Source organism: Flavicella sp. IMCC45537, assembly GCF_057197705.1.
Genome location: NZ_CM170067.1, coordinates 3,155,764 through 3,176,835, shown reverse-complemented (window position 1 = coordinate 3,176,835; position 21,072 = coordinate 3,155,764). Strand labels below are relative to the sequence as shown.

The window sequence follows — 21,072 nt, the reverse complement described above, 5'->3', positions numbered from 1 at the left end:
CCTAACTATGAGACTTACAATATTTTTTATTTTTTTGACAAAATTTTGTTTGAGTACTGCTCAAAACGAAAAGCCAAACATCATCTGGATTTTCTCTGATGATCATTCTTATCAAACCATTGGTGCCTATGGTGGACATTTAGCTGCGCTCAACCCTACACCAAACATTGACAAACTAGCAAATGAAGGTATGAGGTTTGACAAATGCTACGTAGAAAACTCTATCTGTGCACCCAGCAGAGCTACCTTACTTACAGGGAAAATGAGCCATATGCATGGTAAATACAATAACACTAAAAAGGTTGTATTCAATCATGATCAAGATCAATTTCAAAAGACACTAAGAAAAAATGGCTATGAAACAGCCATGATTGGAAAAATACATCTCGATGGTGACATGCAAGGATTTAATTATTGGGAGGTTTTAATTGGTCAGGGTTCTTATGTAAATCCTGTTCTAAAATCAGAGGAAGGTGAAAATAAATACCAAGGATACACTACCGATATTATCACGGACAAATCTCTAGATTGGCTGCAAAACAAAAGACATAAAGAGAAACCATTTATGTTAATGCTACACCATAAAGCACCTCATAGACCTTGGGTGCCTAAAAGAGAACATATGAAACTTTACGAGGGAATTGAAATTCCTGAACCAGCAAACCTACACGATGATTATACCACTAGAACTACTGCTGCACACAAACAAACTTTGAGTATTTTACATGACATGACGCTAGATAGAGATTTAAAAATGGCTCCTCTAGAAAAAGAATGGCATAAAAAACAAGGTATTGACGATCGTTTTGATGCTAGGTTAGAAAAATATAAAAACCTCAACTTAAGCGGACAAGAATTAACTCGATTAAAATATCAAATTTATCTTAAAGATTATCTGCGTTGCATTTGGAGTGTTGATGAAAATATAGGAAGAGTTTTAGCATATCTAAAAGCATCTGGATTGGATAAAAATACGGTTGTAATGTACTCTTCTGATCAAGGCTTCTATATGGGAGAACATGGCTGGTTTGATAAGAGATTTATGTATGAAGAATCTTTTAGAACGCCCTTAATCGTAAAATGGCCAGGCACTATTAAACCAGGAAGCATCAATACTGATCTGGTTCAAAATATAGATTTTGCAGAAACCTTCTTAGATATTGCTGACATAAAAATTCCCAAAGAAATGCAAGGTAAAAGTCTTGTTCCTTTGATGAATGGAAAAACTCCTAAAAAATGGAGAAAATCGTTATACTACCATTACTATGAATATCCTGGATCACACGCCGTAAGACGACATGAAGGTGTCTCTACAAAACAACACAAACTAATTCGTTTTTACGGAGAAGATGTACCGAATGGTGAGGAATGGGAACTTTATGATTTAATTGCTGACCCTTCTGAAATGAACAATATTTATAGCGATAATTCTATGAAAAAAGTAATTTCTCAACTAAAAAAAGAATTGAAAAAATTACGCAAACAATATGAAGTAAAAGAATAACAGCATATGAAAAATACAATTCTAAAATTATGTATCGTTTTTGTGACAGTTCAACTTACGGCTCAAAAAAGACCTAATATTATTTTTCTATTATCCGATGATCAAACAAGTATTGCAACGGGCTGTTATGGGAATGACCAAGTATTGACCCCGAATATGGATAGATTAGCGCAAGAGGGGGTATTATTCAAAAATCACTACAATACCACTGCAATCTGTATGGCAAGTAGAGCAATCATATTAACCGGTATGTATGAATACAAAACAGGTTGCAATTTTATGCACGGCCCGCTTCGTACAAAAAAATTTCAAAAATCATACCCTGTTTTACTAAGAGAAGCAGGATATTTCACGGGGTTTGCCGGAAAATTCGGAATGGCAGTGTCTGATGGAGATAGCTGGGATGACAAATCATGGGATGTTTTACCAACCGATTCCTATGATGTTTGGGCAGGTGGACTCGGTCAAACCAATTATAAAACCGAAAAAAACGTGCATATTGCCAAATATGCTAAAAAACACCCACATAGTACACGTGCATACGGCGCTTGGGCCAAAGATTTTATGATTGAAGCAAAAAAAACCAACAAACCGTTTTGTATGTCCATCAGCTTTAAAGCTCCCCACTTGCCGTTTACGCCAGATTCTTATTTTGATTACGTATACAAAGGAAAAGAATATCAAAAACCAAAAAATTACGGTAAAGAAAATGCGGCACATCTCTCTCCTCAAGCAAAATCAGGAAGGCAATACAACAGCTATAATTTCTGGAGAGATTCTGACACGAGCTATCAAACTGCAATCACTAAATACAATCAATTAATTCATGGGGTAGACTATGCCTTGGGAATGATTAGAAAAGCCTTAGAAGAACAAGGTCTGGCAGACAATACAATTATCATTTTTACAAGCGATAATGGTTATAGTTGTGGCGCTCATGGTTTGGCCGGAAAAGTGCTTCCTTATGAGGAGGCCTCTAAATCTCCCTTGATAATTTTTGATCCAAGAAGTCCTCAAAACCAAAGAGGAATACAAAGAGAAATTGTTACTGGAAATATTGATATGGCCCCTACTATTTTAAATTATGCAGGATTAAAGCCTTTAAAAACCATGGATGGTGAACAGCTTCAAACACTCATTGAAAAACCAAAAAAATTTAAAAGAGAATCCATGGCACTTGCTAACATGTGGGGGAATGATGAAATACAGGCCATGTCTGTTGTTACCAAGGATTGGAAATATATCTATTGGCAATACGGAGACAAACATATGAACCCTACAGAAGAGCTTTACTACATTGGAAAAAATCGTTTAGAAATGACCAACAAAGCAAAAGATCCTGACTATAAAAATCAGCTCAAAAAAATGCGCTCATTATACGACAAACAACTGAAAAAAATTCAAAAAGAAGCAACTCAGGACAATCATTATCAGAAATATGGAATATTATTTGACAGGCATGCTTCTACAAAATCCAAACAAATATTTTTAACCGGTACTTATGCCGAAATGTTAAAAGCCAATTCAAAGAAGAAAAAACATTAAAAAAAAGAGTTTCTGATAAGCTACAGAAACTCTTTTTTTTTAATACCATTTATTTAACCTCAATGGTATATTGTGGCGTTGGATTCAAAGGACAGAAATACACATACTTCCCTTTAGTTAAAGTAACAACAGAAGTTTCTGACACCTTACCGTTTTTTATAGTTTCTTTTACATATGCTTCCTTGATATGATGTGCTTGATCTGTTTTACCTTCAGGTGCAATTACAAAACCTACCTCGTGATCTACTCCGTTATTTGCAATTTCAAAGATGTAATCTCCTTCAGATAAGACCAATCCATGCACAGAAAAATCTCCGGTGGTTTGTTCTAATTTAACGGTTTTAGCTTTTTGAGCAGCACTATTGTTTGAGAATAAACTTACAACTGCTATGAAACTGAATAGGATATATTTTTTCATGATATTACTTTTTTTTATGTTATTTATGATACTAATGATTCTTTTACTAATTCTTGAGCTACCGGGAAATCAATCGGGAAATCAGCTAGATTATGAATATAATTACTGATTGTTTTATCTCCCACAACAACGACCAGATCAATTAAATTCTCCTCTGTATACCCAACGTTAAAAAATGCCGCCTTTTGCGCAGCGTCAATTCTTCCTTTATGCTCCGCAATCGCTTTTGCTGTTTTTGCTAAAACATCTAACTTGGCATCAAAAGAAGCAGAACCACTTCTAATCTCAAGAATTTGATTCTCATCAAATCCATTCATTTTACCAATTACAGTATGTGCAGACAAACAATATTTACAGTTATTTATTTGACTTACTACTAAATTAATGACTTCTTTTTCTTTTGCTTTTAATGAAGTTTTTCTGTTTTGAAAACTTAAATAATCCGCCAAGGCAGTTTCGCTTTTAGCATAGTATGCATAAAGGTTCGGAACAAAGCCTAATTTTGATTTTAAGGAGTCAAATATTTCTTGATTCTTTGGAGATACTTCCTCCCTAGTTGGTACGTTAAATTGTGACATCTTTATAGTTTTTTAATTGTTATTAATTATTTACACTGCAAAGATGCGACGCTATCCTATTTTAGAAGTTGGTCAAAATTCCCTAGGAGTTAGCAATTTTTCCCAAGTGCTGTTTTTCCTTATATTCTGTGGGTGAAACTCCCTCATATTTTTTAAAAAATCTACTAAAAGATTGTATATCCATAAACCCCAAATCATATGAAATTTCTTTAACTGTTAGATCCGTATAGATCAACATTCTCCTAGACTCTAACAACTTCCTATCGTGTATATAGCGCAAGGGAGTTTTAGCTCCCATTTTTGCAAAAATATTTGAGAGCGTTTTTGGTGACTTAAATAATAATGCAGCATAATCTGCTACACTGTGTTTTGTTTTAAAATTTTTTTCAACTAAAAAATTAAATTCTCTTACTATATCAGAATTCTCAATCAAATCTGGATACTTTTCTTTTTGCTTGTATATACGAGTTCCTAAAATTAAATAACGTTTTAACATCATTTGCAGCATATCAATTTGAAGACTATCATTTTCCTCCATTTCAATTAAAAACATTTTCCATAAAGTTTCAAACTTATCTAATTCTTTACCTTTTATGGTAATAACAGGAAGTTGTGATGCTCCAAAAAACAAAGCGCCTTTGCAACTCACCTCAATATCATGATCAAGAATACAATAAAAAGGCCTATTGAATCTTAAAAATCTTATTTCATCAATTTTCGCTACTTCTACCTTATGAAATTCAGTTAGGTACAAAATTTGATTTTTTTGAAACACATACTGTTTTCCATCAATTTTAATATGGTTTTCATCTTTTTGAAACCATAGAATGGTCAAACTACTTTCTACAACTTCCTTTAATACAGAACACGTATCGGATGTAACAATTTCCAGATGTAAATACTCCTCTGTAGAACCAATAAATTTCATAAAAATCAAATTATAATCTTTCCATATCTAAGTCGAATTTATTTAAGTTCATTACGAATACAAAAAAAGGAATCCGAAAGGATTCCTTTTTCTTGCATATTAAACTCATTAATCTTTTAAAATGCTCAGCATATCTTGATCTATAGTAGGAGATGCGTATTTTTTATCTATTTCTAAAGATTCATATCCCTTTTCAACTTTGTAAACAGTTACATTTTGTCCATCCACTACTTTTAAATAATAAACGCCCGAAGGCAACTCTGTCATATCTAACTTTTTTCTATACGTGTTGCCAACCTCCAACTCTTCGTCATACAAAACAACACCCTCGGTATCTTTTATTTGAATTTTAGTTTTGTGTTCAATGGGTACAGTTGCTAATGAAACATGATCAACATCAATTGTTCTTACTCTTACAGTCTCAGACGGCTCAATAGTGTTTGCATTTACTGCTACTCCCAACAGCAAGATGCCAATTCCAATGGTTTTTACGATAAAATTTTTCATGATATAATTGTTTTTAAATTGCTTTCATTTATGATAGCGTTAAATACATTCAAAAACCCTAATTTTTAGAAAAAAAGAGGGAGATCATAAACTGACCTCCCTTTATCTAAACTAAACCTCTTTTTAAAACTACAATACTGCTAACATTTTTTCATTCATATTATAAGTAGGAATATCAATTTTCACTGATAATTCATTGTACGTTTTCTTCACTGAGTATTCTTTAGAATAACCGTCTGCAATAATTTCTAAATAATATATACCTGCTGGAAGGCTAGAAATATTATATGTTTTTTGCAACTTAGTGCCGGCTTTCATATCTTCAAAATAAATTACAAATCCATATGCATCTTTTATAAGAAGTAAGCCTTCACTTTTCACTTCTTTCATTGAAAATGTAAATTTTTCTGCATTTACAGACTGTACTTTCATTGCTGGTTTCGGGTCCACATTCTTTGCATTTACCAGTACTCCCACTAATAGAATGCTCATTACGATTACTGTTCTAATTGTGTTTTTCATAATTTTCTGTTTTCAATTATACTTCAAAGATACAAGGGTTTAATGCTAAGCAACACATGATTATTGTCACAAATATGTTTTATTTTAACATAAAACATAAAAACAACAAAAAAACAGGGTAAAAACAAACATTTTTAAATATTAAATCAGCACAAAACCTATGAATAAGCAGGTTGTGATTTTTAGAAATCTTTCGGACAGTAATAGTTTGAAAATTTGACTACACATTTTGGAGAAAAAAAATAAAATTCACCACTATCATCACTTAAATGAACTTGATAACCAATCTTTTTGGAGAGATATATTACAAAACAAAAAAGGGAAACCAATTAATGACCTCCCTACTTCCAAACTTATTTAACCCCTTTTTTAAATTCATTACTATTATTACTATTTTTCATTTGTTCTTGTAGAAAAAATTACAATAGTAAACATATTCAAAAACCCTAAAACATAAAAAAGGGACAACCCAACACTGTTGTCCCTCTTTACCAAATTAAACTAAACTAAACTAAACGTATTTTTAATCCATTAATATTGCGAGTACTTTTTTATCAATCTTAGGAGATTCAAAGTTTACTTTTACTTCCAAACGATCATATTTTTTTTCAATAGAATAAATCTTACTATGAACATCATCAACAATTTTTAAGTAGTAAGTACCCTCAGGTATTGTTGAAAGATCATACATCTTTTTATAAGTAGCACCACTTTTAACCTTTTCTCTATACATGGACACTCCCATATCATCTTTTATTTGAATAACCATTGTACCTTCTAATTCTTCAACAAATACCACAAATCTGTCTGCATTTACAGACGTTACTTCCATTACTGGTTTCGGATCTACATTCTCAGCAGTTGCAACTAGTCCCACTAGCAGCATGCTCATTGCCATTAATTTTTTAATTGTGTTTTTCATAATTATTTGTTTTAATTATACCTCAAATATAGAGGCATTCTAAAAAAAACAACTTGTCGAATTTGCCTACAATATGTACTATTTTAACCCCTACTACAAAAACATATAATTAATAGGTTAAAATCAAATATTTTATTGCTGTTTGTCAAACTCCAAACTACCAAAAATCAGTTTTGGAGGAAACTCTATTAAAAACCCTTTTAAACAGAACAAAATTGTTACTTTTAATAAGTCAAAAAAGTAAAAAACTATGAATAAATTATTATTGGCAATTGAATATTTACTTTTATTCATTCTTCTTCCTATTTCATTTTGTTTTGACTATCCTATTTTTATAAAAATTGGTTTAGGACTATTCTTTTTTATTTTTTTAATTACCTATTTAATAAAATCCAAATACCCTTTCCTAAAAAGCCCTTCGATCACTTACCAAAAAAAACTTGGCCTTAAAATTGGTATAAATTTTTTGGCTCTAAGTTTCATAACCATTGTTTATTTAAAAACCACGCGTCCAGAGAATCTATTTAATGTAATCCGTGCCAATCCAAAAATGTGGATTACCTTTATCGCTATCTATTCTTTTCTTTCAGTGATTCCACAAGAAATAATTTATCGAAGTTTTTATTTTAGTAGATATAAGATATTATTCCCCAATCCCACGGTGCTAATCATTTCTAATGCGATGGTATTTTCATTGGGTCATATTTTTTTTAATAACATATTAGTGAGTGGAATTACTTTTATCGGTGGTCTTGTATTCGCATTTACCTATGCAAAAACCCGATCCTTATGGCTAGTATCTTTAGAACATGCGATTTATGGCTGTTGGCTTTATACAGTAGGATTTGGAGCTGCATTAGGCTTTCCTGTTCCATAATTTTGTTGCTTATGAAACCCATATCGACAATGAGAAAACCCTATTAAGTTTGTTTGTCTATATTTTTGGGTAACAATCATTAATTCAACTCTATGCGTTATTCAGTTTTATTCAATTTGGCATTTATCTGGTTTTTCCAGCTTACCATCGCTCAACCCAAAACAAAGCAAAATGTCTTGTTATTGTATATGGATGATTTACGTCCTGAACTTAGTTGTTATGGCAGTAAACATATAAGCTCTCCAAATATTGATGCTCTTGCCTCTGAGGGTATACTTTTTAAAAATGCCTATTGCAACGTTCCTGTATGCGGAGCCTCAAGAGCAAGTATGCTTACTGGAATGTACCCAACTTCTCATAGGTTTTTAAATTATAATACTTTTGCTTCCAAAGAAGTTCCTAGCGCAATAAGTCTTCCTAAATTATTTAAGAAAGCAGGTTACACAACCATTTCCAACGGAAAAATATACCATCATTTAGATGACAATACAGATGATTGGGACGAAATTTACAGACCTTATGCTTTTGATAAAAACACCAATAACCTAAGTCCAACTGAATACTGGCAATCGATTTGGAAGGACTATCAAACTACTAAAAACAAAAACATCTATAAAAATACTGGCAACGGCCCCGCATATGAGAAAGCCACTGTTCATGATTCAACTTACATAGATGGAAAAATGACTCAAAAAGTTTTAAGAGATCTAAAAAAACTAAAAAACTCCAAAAAGCCATTTTTTCTTACCGCAGGATTTATATCAAATCATTTGCCTTTCAATGCTCCGGATACTTACTGGAACTTATACCAAAATGAAGACATCAAACACCCTTATAACAACTTTAAACAAAAAAACATACCTAATATCGCAGTAGGTAATTTTTATGAATTAAGAGCTTATCAAAACATCCCTAAAAAAGGACCTGTTGACAGCCAAACTTCATTGCAACTGATACATGGGTATTATGCCACCGTTAGTTATGTTGATGCTCTAATTGGAAAAATTCTCAAACAATTAAAAGCACTTGACCTTAAAAAAAACACTATCGTTATTTTAGTATCTGATCACGGATATTTACTTGAAGAGCACGGTGAATGGGCAAAATTCACCAATCATAAATTAACGTCGCAAGTACCGCTAATCATAAAAATACCCCAAACTAAAAATAAAACAGTTGATAATTTGGTTGAATTGGTTGATTTATATCCAACACTAATAGAGATTTGCGGCATCAATCCTCCACAAAATCAATTAGACGGGAAAAGTTTTTACCCTATATTAAAGAACAACACCACAACTAATAAAACTTTTGTTTTTACTAAAAAAGGAAATGGATTTACCTTAAAAACAAAATCCTTCAGTTATACAGAGTATATCAATACAAAAACCAATGTTACCATTGCTAAAACATTATTTGATCATCGTGAAGACCCTGACGAAAATATTAATATTGCCAACAATCCAAAATTCAAAAGTAAAATTCAAGAATTAAGTACACTGCTGCATCAGAATTTTAAACATCAAATTTCAGAATAAAAAAAGCCTAGGTTTCTGCCTAGGCTTCTTTCAATATACATACAATCATTTTAATTTAAAACTACCAGCTTTTTGGTAAACTGAATACCTTCCTTGGTGGTTACTAGAAGCAAATACACACCTTCTTGTAAACCCGTTAAAGATATTTCATTGCTCGTTATTCTATATTTTTTAACGATTTGTCCTGTGGTGTTCACAATGGCTAACGCTTCTAAACCCTCATAATTTTTAAGAAACAGTCTATCCTGTGCAGGATTAGGATAAAATGAAAATTTCTGACTAACATTCTTCTCAAGCGGAACAGACAAAGGATCATCGATTATCCCGGTTACATTATCGAAATAATAGGTTCCTGGATCTTTTCCAAGATTAATTTTTAATTGTACTTCTTGGGTATCTTCATCCATATCTATATCATATTCAAACAATGCATAATCACTTCCTAAATTCATTACAGGTGAGGTTTTATTTGTTACTACTCCTTGAGTATTTTTGACAGAAACTTGATATCTAAACGTGGCTCCAGCGTTTGGTGATTTTGCATAACTTTTTATTCGAAGTGTTTTATCCTTTAAACTACTGTAATAAATGGTGTTTTTTAAAGAAACTTTGTTATGTCCATCTCCTGTTGTAACATTAACTCCATAACTATGATCTCCTTCATACGACTCCGAAGCTCCATCAAAATTTATTGCTTCAGCTATTCCTGAAACAGCAAAATCCCAATTTGAATCAAAATCACATTCAAAATCGCCATTCACTACAATTCCTCCTTCTTCTAAAATATCACAATACCTATCTCCTTCCTTTTTTCCTAAAACACTAACTTCTGCCAAACTTAACCTTCTAGAACCTTCTCCCATAACACGAATATATCTCGCCTTAGTTCCTACATTAACATTGGAAAACAACCTAGATCCTGTGGTTCCTCTATAATAATACGCCAAAGCGTTTGATTTGGCAGTTGCTAAATCAACATCTCCAAAAGGCTCATCATCAATCAAAACATAAAAGTTTTTAAAATCATCTGATACCGTTCCCTTATTCGCTCCATTCATTTTTTGAGTACCCCAAATTTCGAAAGATTCAATATCAAAATTCTCACCTAAATCCAAATCCCACCATGGCTCAGATTCTATATTTGTATATGCAGAAGACCCAACAGGAACCAACCCTTTTTGATAAAATTGAGCATGCAACCTTCCATTTATATTACCATCAATTGCTTTTGATGCAGGGGTTTCAATTGTAACTCCTTCAAAGGTCTGATCAGTAGCAGTAGAACTTTGACTCACTGTTTTTCCTAAACTTATTATTTGCGTTTGAGGTAATAAAGCTATTGCACTTTCATAGGTAGCATTTGTATAGGGTACCGTATTAGGTGGATTTAAAATTTGCACGCGTATTGGTACTGTTTTATACTCAAATGACACTCTATCTGGAACGGACTCTTCGATAATAAAATACAATTGATCTCCATTAGCAGCATCTTTATATACTCCATTTTTTGTCAGGTACTCTTCTAGTTTTACCTGAGATGCAAATTCATAAATTCGCTGAGGGTAATCAAATCTTAAAGATCCTTGGGCCCATGCTGATTTAATTCCATAATTATAAAACCCAATTGCGTCAGAAATATAACCATCCACTTCAAATCTAAAATCATTGCCTGCTATGTCGATTTCTAAATCAGCCTCTTCTGTAACGGTAAATGCCAAAGGTCTTGTACTCATAACATCTTCAGTATCTAAATAAACTATATTATCGCAATGTTCAGTATAATTATAAGTTCCTCCATCAGTATCTAACTCAATTTCATAATGTTCTGTTACATTACTCTCACTATAATTGATAAAACTCCATTGTGTAAATCCATTATTCCTAGTCTTTAAATTAAGATAGTCTGTTCCTAATCCAACAACTTTGGATACCCTTATTGCTGCTGCACAATTTTCAATTTTGATATTTTCAAAAGAATGATTAGAAGAATGTTTCCACAAATCTATAGCTCGTGAATTTTCATTTTTACCAGATATATAAACATCTTTAAATGAATAATCCGCTTGATAGGTTAACTGAAGTCCAATGTTACATCCCCATGATTTAAATCCATCAAACACAGATCTAGACTCATGATTTACAGCCATATCTCTTTCTATTGAGTTCATTGCATTATAAGTATTTATAACCTCCGTATTTTCCACTATTAATGCAACCTCAACCGGCATTACTCCATCTTCTTCTATACTTAATCCATCCACATCCAACGGAAAATGATTTACCTGATGGCTTGGTCTAAGCTCTGCTAAAGCAGCAGGATCTACCCTATGAAGATTCGTTAATACTGGATTGATATTTGTAACCCCAATTCCAAAATTAGAATCTGTTATTACATTATTTCTGCAAACAACGGCACGACCTCTCATTCCTAATCCCTCTCCTCTAAACAAATAGTCATCGTAAAACAATGCAGAATGATAAAAATCAGGATCAAAATAATTCTCCCCTTCTACAGGTGTATAAGCATCCTCAGTTCCGGGTCTTGCTTTTGTTATTTTAACCAACAAATTATCATCCCAAAAACCAGTTTCATTTCCAGCTTCAGAAACGATACCCGCACCTGCCACTTCATAAACTATATTATCATCAATCTCAGCGTGAGAATCATGATGCGTAATTCCCCATCCTGGATTTCCCCAAACAACATTTCCTTCTACATGTGCTGCATTGGTTCCATTAGTAGCACCTGTCCTGTGTAAATGAATAGAATACCTACCTCTACTGTTTGTAATTTTATTAGCATCTGCTTTTTTTAACTGCATACACTCTTGTCCTAACGCTGACAGTTTAGAAGTAAAAACTTTTGGTTCCAACCACATATCATACAAAAAATCATCTGCAACTCTGGACTTATCTGTTCTTCCTAAATTCTTAAAAAGAGCATATCGAAACTGAACATCCAATGGGTTGTGCATTGCCATTACATGACCTCTTCTTGAAACCTCTGAAATATCTGCTGACGAAAAAGTTATATTTCTAGATAGATTTCCTACATAACAATGCAATTCTTGTAAAGCATTACCTTCATGGTTAAAATTGATATTCGCAGCAGTATTTAATACAGTACCGTTTAATGTACCTATAGTTTTTTGATCTACCCCACGAGAAGCTGTATCTATGTTTCCGCCGCTTGTAATAACCAGTTCATCACCGACTTCCCAACCTTCTGGAGCAAACTCCAAATTGACAGTTTTCTGTGCTTTCGCCGCATCAGATGCCAATTTCACTTTTGTTGTTTTTGTTTTTCCAAGTACCTGAATTTGTCCCATCGTTGCAAGTCCTAAAGAAAGCTGTTCTGCATCCCAACTTGAACGTCCATATACTCCCGGACCATCATCGATTGCAACAGATGAATGTTCTGACAATGTAGTATTCGCATTTCCTTCTGCGGCAGTATCAAATCGATCAACGTTTCCCGTTGTAGTTAATTTATAGGTTACTTTATAATGTAATTGTTCATCAGAAAAATGTGATTTTGCATTTGAATTCCAATCTAAATCATAAATTTTCTCTACGTCATTTTTATGCTGTTCAATATCGAAAGGTTTGAATACAATATCTATATCCCCATCTGTAGTTTCATTGGCATGAATATAGATCTTAGACATCATAGTACCATTAAAGGTATCGACTATTAATTTAGTAGTTGCTGCACTATTTGTTTGCGACATTGTAAAGGTACCATGTACTTTAATGGCAAAAATATGCTCCTCAGAACTTTGTTCATAAGTAACACTGTATGCTGATGGAATTACAACAATAGCCCCAGAGGTTGGCACCGTATTCGTACTCCAGGTTGAAGGTGTGAACCAAGAACCGGATTTTACAGCGGTATGGGTTGCTGTATTGTCTGGAATTAAATCAGCAATTGAACTTGCATTTGTAGTGCTAGAAAGCACCATAAAAAGCATAAATATATATTTGGTAAGTTTCATTTAGTTAAGTGTGGTTAGTTTAAACGATATCGTTCTAAGTAGTTTGATTTATTTTTTCGATAAGTATCCTAACGAGACTAAAAATTCGTCCATCGCAATAACAGTTTTCTCAAAATATGGACTTTTATTAAAAAATGAATGTGGTTGATCTTCATATAAAATTAAGTCACATCTACTGCCAACAGCTTTCATCCTTTTCTCAAACTCCAAAGAGGAACTCACAGGTGTAGTTTTATCTTTGGTTCCAAAGAACACAATCGTTGGAGGGGCTCCTTTAGAAATATTATGCAAAGGAGAGATTTCTTTGTAGCGCTCTTTTACTTTCCCATACCCATAGCCATTTTTACTATTATCATATACAGGATTAAATAATACCAAGGCATTTGGAACTGAACTTATCGAAAGGTTTTCACCAACTTCTTCCAATCCTTCCACATTACCACAGGCAGCTGCCAAATGCCCACCTGCAGAACCACCTCCTGAGGCAATTTTAGCTGGATTCACATGAAGTTTCTCTGCATTTTCACGTACATACCTAATGGCTGATTTTGCATCATTAACTGCTTCAAAGGGACTTGTTTTATGCTCATTAAAAATTCTATACTCAACAGAAATCGCAATCATTCCTCTACTCGCTAAATAAGAAGACTGTCTTTTAAAAGCTTTATAATTTCCTCCGTTCCATCCTCCACCATGAAAGAAAACCATACAATTATAAACTTTACTAGCATCAAAATTTTCAGGTTTATAAATATATAAATGCAGCGGAATAGAATCCACCGTTTTGTAAACTAACACTTCAGGTTTGATTTCAGGAATTTTTAGTTGCGCCATTCCTGTGACACAGAAGCAAAAGAAAATTAATTTAGAGATGATTTTCATATTAAAAATTTTATGGGGTTTAAGTTTACTCAAAGTTAGCAAGCAAGTATTCAGAGAAGGTCTAAACATTGTCAACAAGGGTTTGAAATAAGTCAAAAACAAAAGAAGCACCGCATGATACGGTGCTACTTTATAGGTTATGAAACTTATATTATTGTTTGAATACTCTTTTAGAGGCACTACGTCCATCTTCTGCAACAAGCTTAATTATATAACTTCCACTCTGCAAATTTGAAGTCTCTATAGCATTGGTATTTTGATAGGTTTCAATATGCTGTCCTAAAACATTATACAATTCAACAACAGCAACTTCCTTTGAAATATGCAACACATCATGAACTGGATTCGGATATACATCCACCGATAAATCTTGTCTTGGACCATTATTAAGACCTAAAGTAACATAAGACAAATTTGAGGTTACATTATCAATTGAAACCACATCATTTAAAACAGCACCTGACTTAATTTTAATTCTAACTTGAATTTTAGAAAATGGTATAATGGTATTGGGTTTGTTAAAATATATTGAATGCCAGTTACCATCAGCAGAAATTGTTGTAGTACCAGAAGACAAAGACCCTAATGTGTTATCTTCATCATCAAACAATTTAAAAACAGCTTGATATTGAACAGAGGCATTTGTTGACTTTGCATCAAAGGTAATTTCAATATTATCCGTAGAAACTTCTTTACCAAAATCATACACTGCGTTATCAAAATAGGTAACAACAGTTTGATCTTGACTAAAAGTTAAGGCAGCTCCAGTTCCACCGCCATTACCTACAACGGTTCCTATACTTGAATCTGTTGTTGTATTATGAGACCAATCTGTCAAAGCATTTTCAAAATCCCCATTGCTCACATACATATCTTCAGTTGTAGCTTCTTGAAAAGTTACATTATCAATATAGAAATCTTTATCTGCTGTTTTAGAGATTATTCTTAAACTAACATTCGTTGAGTTTAACACACCTTTTATTGTAGATGATACTTGCTGCCAACCTGTTCCTGAAAGTGTATAAGTAAGTCCTGTTGTAGTACCAGGACCTGATTGCCAAATTTGAACTTGAACTTTACTTCCATCATCTCCTTTTACATCAAACTTAACAATATAGTCTCCAGCATTTGCAACAGCAAAACTTGATGCTTTTGCTCCTGAAGTTGTTGAAGAAGCAGATTCAACAAACAAAGCACCAGCAGGTTGCCCTTCTGCTCCGGCATATGAAATTGAAGCACTATTTTGACCCGTCCAATCACTGGCATCGGTATCAAAACCTCCATTCGAAAGTTGAGCGTTACTATTAAAAGCAACTATTGATAATAAAATTAGTGTAATTTTTTTCATGATATATTGGTTTTAATTAATTGTTTAGTTTACTCTTCAAAACTAATAGGAATCTGCTTTTTAAAGGTCTCATAAGTGTCAGAATAGGTTTGTTTTCGGTCAAAACAAAAAAAGCATCACCAAATGGTGATGCTTTTTTATACTAGAAGTAATTCCTACTTCTTAAAAAATCTTTTCGTAACAATCTCCCCCTCTAGTGTTGTAATTCTAGCAATATACGACCCACTTTTTAAGCTTGAAGTATCTACTTTACTAACATTTGAAAAGGAAAGAACTGGCTGACCCAAGATATCATAAACAGAAATCTGAGCAACCTCTGAGGTAATATTAAGAACGTTCTGTACTGGATTAGGATATAAGTTTAATGATATATTTTGTTTTTGAGAGTTATTTAGTCCTAAAGTAACATAAGAAAAACTAGAAACCACGTCATCTACAGCAACTGTTCCATTTAAAGGAGCACCATCCTTAATCTTTACACGAACTTGAATCTTGTTAAAACCTCCAATATCATTAGTTTTATTAAAAGACAATGGCTCCCAATTTACACCAGTTGCGTTTGAAGAACCTGTTGTCAAGGAACCTAAATTAATATCATTGGCATCAAATAGTTTAAAAACAATCTGAAAATTCACGTTAATATCTGAAGTTTTAACATATAAATTTACATTGATATTATCTGGATAAACAGTCTCTCCAAAATCATACACATCGTTATCAATATATGTAACTAAAGTTTGTGCTACAGAAAAAGTCAATCCCGCTGCTGCTGCAGAGCTATTATAACCAGCTACAGACCCCATTGAAGATTCGGTATCAACTGTATGCGTCCAATTAGCTAAACTACCCGTTTCAAAATCACCATTTGAGACATAACCATTTTCTGTATTTGCCATTTCAAAAGTGACATTATCTAAATTATAAGTTGATTCAGCTGTTTTTCCAATAATTCTCACATTTACATTTTCAGCATTTAAACCTGTAAAGGTTGTAGAATAATCTTCCCATTGACCTGTTTGTTGGATGGTATATGTTAACCCTGTAACAGTTCCATTAGCAGCCTGATAATAAGCTGCTTGAACTTTATCACCCGCCGTACCATAAACTTGAAATTTCATGATATAATCTCCAGCTGCTATTGCCGAATTTGGTGATGATTTAATTCCTGTGTTCGTAGCATTCGCAGTTGTAATCTTAAAAGAACCTCCTGGGTTCCCAAGAGTATTATCATGTTCAAATACTGTTGGAGTATTCTGCATAACCCATCCAGAAATATCAGAATCAAACGTTCCATTTGATATTTGTGCATGCCCTAACAAAGAGGTCATTAATAAAAGTAAAAGTGTAATTTTTTTCATGATAGTAATATTTAATAATTAGTTGATTTGATATTTCAAAATTAGACTTCAAATATGACTATCAGGTTTCATTAATGTCCGATATGGTTTACAAATTGTCACAACAACAAAAAACCGCTATCTTACTGGGATAGCGGCTCTTAACAAATGATAATTTCGTTATTTTTTCACAAAAACTTTGGAGATAATTGCCCCGTTTTCATCCTGACTTTTAAGGATATAAGCTCCGCTTTTTAGAAATCCAACCTCAATACGATCCGTATTAACTTTTCTTGTTATCAAATTCCCCACAACATCGTAAATTTCTATTTTTTTTGAGATTGTATTTACATGCAATACATCTCTCACCGGATTAGGATATATCAAGAATGACTCTTTTCTAGAATCGATCATGGAAATCGAAAGAATTTCATCGCCATTTTCATCTTTTATATTTGTAACAATATCATCTAAATACGCTATGGTAGTATTATCTCCACCTTTGGCCCTAAAAAACACAGTAACACTTTTATAAGTATTATCCGCTAAGTCACCATCATCAAGTAATCTGTTAGAAGATGAAACTGCGAAAGTAGCACCAGGACTCACCCATCCTTGATAAAAGGTTTTTGTTCCTCCGATACCGTCACTATAATTTAACTTAAAACAAACTTGTACCTCTGCAGCCATACCTGTTGCTTTATGATAGTAATCTAAGGCTAATGTATATGTTTCAGGAATATCGGTTTCGAATTCATAAGTAAAGTTATTTTCTAATTTGATATCACCACTTGAAAGTGTTCCATCAAAAGAAATTTCAGCTGCCTTACTTGCACTTACACCTTCACCTTCAGCGATATAGAATTCCGTTGCCGTTGCCGTATCTAAACTCCATGACGTTAACTCATTTTCAAAGGCAGGGTTTTGTACATATCCGCTATAACTCACTTCATGAAATACAATTTCACTCACATTTACTTCTACTCCAGCACCAGCATTATAATCTGCATTTCCAGCGCTTTTAAAATGAAACTTGATATCATTCATCGTATACTCCCAATCCGATTCGCTACTCAAATCAAAAACATGAGTTTTGTAATCTGAGTGGAAATTGGGAATATCGAAACTAATGTATTTTCTACCTCCTCCTTCTTTAGGAAAAGACATTCGTAAATAAGTGGGTCCGGCAGCAGAAGGGTTCTTCAAAGAAATAGCTACATATCGATACAGCTCAGCATTTATATTTGCTGTGGTAGTCCCAAAAACGGGATTCGAAGCAGATTCTGTTAATGCTAAATTTAGATCTCCACCACTGATTGTAGAAGTCAATCCTGAGTTTACAGTCCATACATCATTTGGGGGATCAGAATTCTCAAAATCAAATGTATAAGTACCTTGCGCAGCCAAACCAAAAGAAACAAATAAAACAATAAAAAAGGTAATTTTTTTCATAAGCCATTATTTAATTAACATTCTATTATACTGATACTTAAGTTAAAAAAATAATTTCATAAAAAAAAGCGTCTTGCAATGATATACAAAACGCTTTTAGAAAAATCGGTTGGGGGTAATTATGAATTCTTATTTTTCTTTTTGGCAGTTTTCAAGGCTGTTTGCTGCTCTTTGCTTAAAACTCCAACAATCATTTCTTTGTATGCTTTTTTATATAAAGCCTTCAACTTTACTTTGGTTTCTTCTTCTGATAACCCCTGCGACTTTATATCTTTTACTTCCTTAAGCATGCCTACTTGATAGGCAAGCATTTTTTCCTTTTGTTCTTCCTCTAAGCCCAAGTTCTCATTTTCAGAAATAATAAATTTATCTATTTGAACTATTTTTTCATTTGCTTTATCTTCTAACGTCTTCTTCTGTGCAGTTACATTCGTTAATGATAATAGAATTACTGCGATTACTAAAATTCTTTTGATAGTCTTCATAATAGTTTTGGTTTAAAATTAATATTGGTTGTTTTTATTTCGCCTATTCACAAAAAAGGCTCCTTCTTCTGTCAATTCAGATTCATCATCGATTTTGCTGTACCTCCCGGAACGTGAAATCAAAACATGACTTAATGAAATAGTTGCAATAGACTCCACATAATCCGCTAATTCCTTAGTTTGTTCAATCGAGTGACTTTGAGCTCCATATTCGGTTACCCACAATTCTTTATTCTCATCCTTTATATAATGGGGTAAAAATCGGTCTATTCTATGTTGTACAGTTTCATCTGCATGCACATATAAATGATAAACAAGTGCATCAATAGCGACTTTGATATTGGAATACACATCTTGATTCCAATTTTGTTTTCTTTCATTCCCTGCCTGCCTTCCTATCATAGAAACTCCAAACTTTGCTAAGGGAAACTTTTTTCTGATTCGAGGGACCCACTTATTAATCGTATCAGCATAAGCTTTTCCACTAGGAAAAACTTCCTCATAATGATCGGAATACAACTCGTTTCCAATCTCCACAAACCTCACAGGAACCTTAGCAGCTTCCAACATTTTCAATTGATTTTCCATGGTACTTTTTACAATATCAACCACAAAAATAATTTGGGTATTCGTACCATCTGCCAACAACTTCACGTCTTCAATTTTATGTTCAATATCCTTAACGGTAGGCTCACTTGGCAATCCGATTTCCCAATTAAAATTATGCGCCATAGTTCCCCCAGGGTATCGCAACATAGTGGGCTCCATTTTAGAGATAGTTGACACCAATTTTTCTGTGATTACGGGAGTATCTCCCCAACGCATATTAAAACCAATATGTTTTTTTGGGGTAGGATATGTTTCTTCTAGTGAACTAACATCAGAACAACCTAAAAATGAGCAAACACATAAATATAGAGGTAGGATAATTCTTTTTTTATGGCTGCAAAAAATAAAAAACATATTGGTTGGTTTGGTTGATACAAAATTGCAAAACATGCTTAAAATCTAGGTTTCATATTTGTCAAAATAAGTTCAGAAAACATCTAACAAACACAAAAACAGAGGCGTTACAGATAAAAAATAAAAAAAACACAAATATTTTTAGGGTTTTTTACTGCTTCTCACGCTATTATTTATGAAGACAATAATTAATTAAAAACTATACATTATGAAAACTTTTAAAAACATCGCAATCGCAACATTAATAGGGGCAGGAGTCTTAAGTGCTTTCAACACACCATTATCTGAAAAAAAATCAACGAAACAAATTAGTAACAACACCGAATGGAACCAACTTAAAGAAGTTGTTGTTGGTAGATGGGAAACTAACACTTTTAATACTCCTAAAATCAGCAACGATGTAAGAGCTCATTTTCCTTATATAACGGATACTGCATTTAAATACATGGAAAAATCTCAAGAACAATCACTTGCTGACGTATATCCAGAAGATGATCAAGAATACCATATCGAAACCGAGAATCTAGTTAAAAAATTGGAGGAACTAGGAGTTAAGGTTAGACGACCAGACGAAATGGAGTTTCAGGTAACAGGTACTGCTCAAGTATACTCTAGAGACCCTATTATCACCATTGGAAATAAATTTATCATTACCAATATGTATACAGAACAAAGAAGACAAGAATCTGCAAACTATAGAAGAATTGCTTTAGATCTTGCTAAAAATTACAACGGTGAAGTGATTAGCATGCCTGCAAACAAATTAGGCTACCATGAAGACAATATGTACATCGAAGGTGGAGATGTTTTTGTAGACGGAAAAGATATTTATGTTGGAATAAGTGGAAATGCTTCTAACGAAAAAGGTATTGTATGGTTGCAAGAAACTTTAGGAAATAGTTATAATGTACACGCAATAGCTTTGCATAAAAACGTTTTACATTTAGACTGTGCGATGATGTTGATCAACGAAAACCAAGGAATTATCTGTAAAGAAGATTTTATCGACTTTGATGCATTGCCAGCAAAATTGAAAAACAGAGAATGGGTAACAGCAAAACCTGAAGAAGCTCAAATTATGGCTACCAACGGAATTGTGGTTAACAGTAAAACCATTCTTATGTCAGATGCTTTTCCGAAAATCGCAAAAAAAGTAAGAGAAATGGGAATTGAAGTACATGAAATCCCTTACAAAAAAGCAAATTACTTTGGTGGTGGATTGAGATGTAGTTACCAACCAATCACCAGAGAATAATGCATAATTAACTAAA

18 protein-coding genes are annotated in these 21,072 nt (G+C 33.2%); 5 read left to right on the top strand and 13 right to left on the bottom strand.

The genetic code is table 11. The features are described 5' to 3' along the window. The first annotated feature begins 7 nt into the window (after nucleotides 1-7). Nucleotides 8-1,504 carry a sulfatase family protein gene (locus AC2DGP_RS12785; RefSeq protein WP_484490453.1) on the top strand — a complete coding sequence of 499 codons (1,497 nt, stop codon included), beginning with the start codon at nucleotides 8-10 and terminating at the stop codon, nucleotides 1,502-1,504. A 6-nt stretch (nucleotides 1,505-1,510) separates the two neighbouring features. Beyond that, complete coding sequence (locus AC2DGP_RS12780) at nucleotides 1,511-3,049, top strand: sulfatase family protein (protein ID WP_484490452.1); 1,539 nt, start codon at nucleotides 1,511-1,513, stop codon at nucleotides 3,047-3,049. A gap of 49 nt (nucleotides 3,050-3,098) precedes the next feature. Here the strand turns inward: AC2DGP_RS12780 and AC2DGP_RS12775 are convergent, their stop codons facing one another. The 6 genes from AC2DGP_RS12775 to AC2DGP_RS12750 form a co-directional block, all read right to left on the bottom strand. Then, nucleotides 3,099-3,467, bottom strand: coding sequence for a cupredoxin domain-containing protein (locus AC2DGP_RS12775; RefSeq protein WP_484490451.1), 369 nt, complete (start codon nucleotides 3,465-3,467; stop codon nucleotides 3,099-3,101). A gap of 23 nt (nucleotides 3,468-3,490) precedes the next feature. Beyond that, nucleotides 3,491-4,045 carry a carboxymuconolactone decarboxylase family protein gene (locus AC2DGP_RS12770; RefSeq protein ID WP_484490450.1) on the bottom strand — a complete coding sequence of 185 codons (555 nt, stop codon included), beginning with the start codon at nucleotides 4,043-4,045 and terminating at the stop codon, nucleotides 3,491-3,493. A gap of 82 nt (nucleotides 4,046-4,127) precedes the next feature. Beyond that, nucleotides 4,128-4,973, bottom strand: a complete 846-nt coding sequence (locus AC2DGP_RS12765) for a helix-turn-helix domain-containing protein (RefSeq protein WP_484490449.1) — start codon at nucleotides 4,971-4,973, stop codon at nucleotides 4,128-4,130. A 108-nt stretch (nucleotides 4,974-5,081) separates the two neighbouring features. Then, nucleotides 5,082-5,480, bottom strand: coding sequence for a T9SS type A sorting domain-containing protein (locus tag AC2DGP_RS12760; protein WP_484490448.1), 399 nt, complete (start codon nucleotides 5,478-5,480; stop codon nucleotides 5,082-5,084). A 129-nt stretch (nucleotides 5,481-5,609) separates the two neighbouring features. Continuing rightward, nucleotides 5,610-6,002, bottom strand: a complete 393-nt coding sequence (locus AC2DGP_RS12755) for a hypothetical protein (protein WP_484490447.1) — start codon at nucleotides 6,000-6,002, stop codon at nucleotides 5,610-5,612. A 523-nt stretch (nucleotides 6,003-6,525) separates the two neighbouring features. Then, nucleotides 6,526-6,924, bottom strand: a complete 399-nt coding sequence (locus tag AC2DGP_RS12750; RefSeq protein WP_484490446.1) for a hypothetical protein — start codon at nucleotides 6,922-6,924, stop codon at nucleotides 6,526-6,528. A gap of 250 nt (nucleotides 6,925-7,174) precedes the next feature. Between AC2DGP_RS12750 and AC2DGP_RS12745 the strand changes: the two genes are divergently transcribed. Next, nucleotides 7,175-7,801 carry a CPBP family intramembrane glutamic endopeptidase gene (locus AC2DGP_RS12745; protein WP_484490445.1) on the top strand — a complete coding sequence of 209 codons (627 nt, stop codon included), beginning with the start codon at nucleotides 7,175-7,177 and terminating at the stop codon, nucleotides 7,799-7,801. Nucleotides 7,802-7,893: 92 nt separating this feature from the next. Continuing rightward, nucleotides 7,894-9,339: a sulfatase gene (locus AC2DGP_RS12740; RefSeq protein ID WP_484490444.1), complete on the top strand. Its 1,446-nt coding sequence runs from the start codon at nucleotides 7,894-7,896 to the stop codon at nucleotides 9,337-9,339. A 50-nt stretch (nucleotides 9,340-9,389) separates the two neighbouring features. On the opposite strand, the gene AC2DGP_RS12735 is transcribed toward AC2DGP_RS12740, so the two are convergent. From AC2DGP_RS12735 to AC2DGP_RS12705, 7 genes are all read right to left on the bottom strand, one after another. Next, nucleotides 9,390-13,334: a T9SS type A sorting domain-containing protein gene (locus AC2DGP_RS12735; protein WP_484490443.1), complete on the bottom strand. Its 3,945-nt coding sequence runs from the start codon at nucleotides 13,332-13,334 to the stop codon at nucleotides 9,390-9,392. A gap of 48 nt (nucleotides 13,335-13,382) precedes the next feature. Then, nucleotides 13,383-14,216, bottom strand: a complete 834-nt coding sequence (locus AC2DGP_RS12730; RefSeq protein ID WP_484490442.1) for an alpha/beta hydrolase — start codon at nucleotides 14,214-14,216, stop codon at nucleotides 13,383-13,385. Between the two features lie 151 nt (nucleotides 14,217-14,367). Continuing rightward, nucleotides 14,368-15,564, bottom strand: a complete 1,197-nt coding sequence (locus AC2DGP_RS12725) for a T9SS type A sorting domain-containing protein (protein ID WP_484490441.1) — start codon at nucleotides 15,562-15,564, stop codon at nucleotides 14,368-14,370. A gap of 155 nt (nucleotides 15,565-15,719) precedes the next feature. Further along, the gene (locus AC2DGP_RS12720; protein ID WP_484490440.1) at nucleotides 15,720-16,922 is read right to left on the bottom strand and encodes a T9SS type A sorting domain-containing protein; all 1,203 of its coding nucleotides are present in this window, start codon (nucleotides 16,920-16,922) and stop codon (nucleotides 15,720-15,722) included. A 159-nt stretch (nucleotides 16,923-17,081) separates the two neighbouring features. After that, entirely contained in the window at nucleotides 17,082-18,353 is a 1,272-nt protein-coding gene (locus tag AC2DGP_RS12715; protein WP_484490439.1) for a T9SS type A sorting domain-containing protein, read from the bottom strand. 119 nt (nucleotides 18,354-18,472) lie between these two features. Then, a complete protein-coding gene (locus tag AC2DGP_RS12710) occupies nucleotides 18,473-18,838 on the bottom strand; it encodes a hypothetical protein (protein ID WP_484490438.1) in 366 nt (121 codons plus the stop codon). Nucleotides 18,839-18,856: 18 nt separating this feature from the next. Beyond that, nucleotides 18,857-19,801, bottom strand: a complete 945-nt coding sequence (locus AC2DGP_RS12705) for a glycosyl hydrolase (RefSeq protein ID WP_484490437.1) — start codon at nucleotides 19,799-19,801, stop codon at nucleotides 18,857-18,859. Nucleotides 19,802-20,009: 208 nt separating this feature from the next. On the opposite strand from AC2DGP_RS12705, the gene AC2DGP_RS12700 reads away from it, so the two are divergent. After that, nucleotides 20,010-21,056 carry a dimethylarginine dimethylaminohydrolase family protein gene (locus AC2DGP_RS12700; protein WP_484490436.1) on the top strand — a complete coding sequence of 349 codons (1,047 nt, stop codon included), beginning with the start codon at nucleotides 20,010-20,012 and terminating at the stop codon, nucleotides 21,054-21,056. The last annotated feature ends 16 nt before the right edge of the window (nucleotides 21,057-21,072 follow it).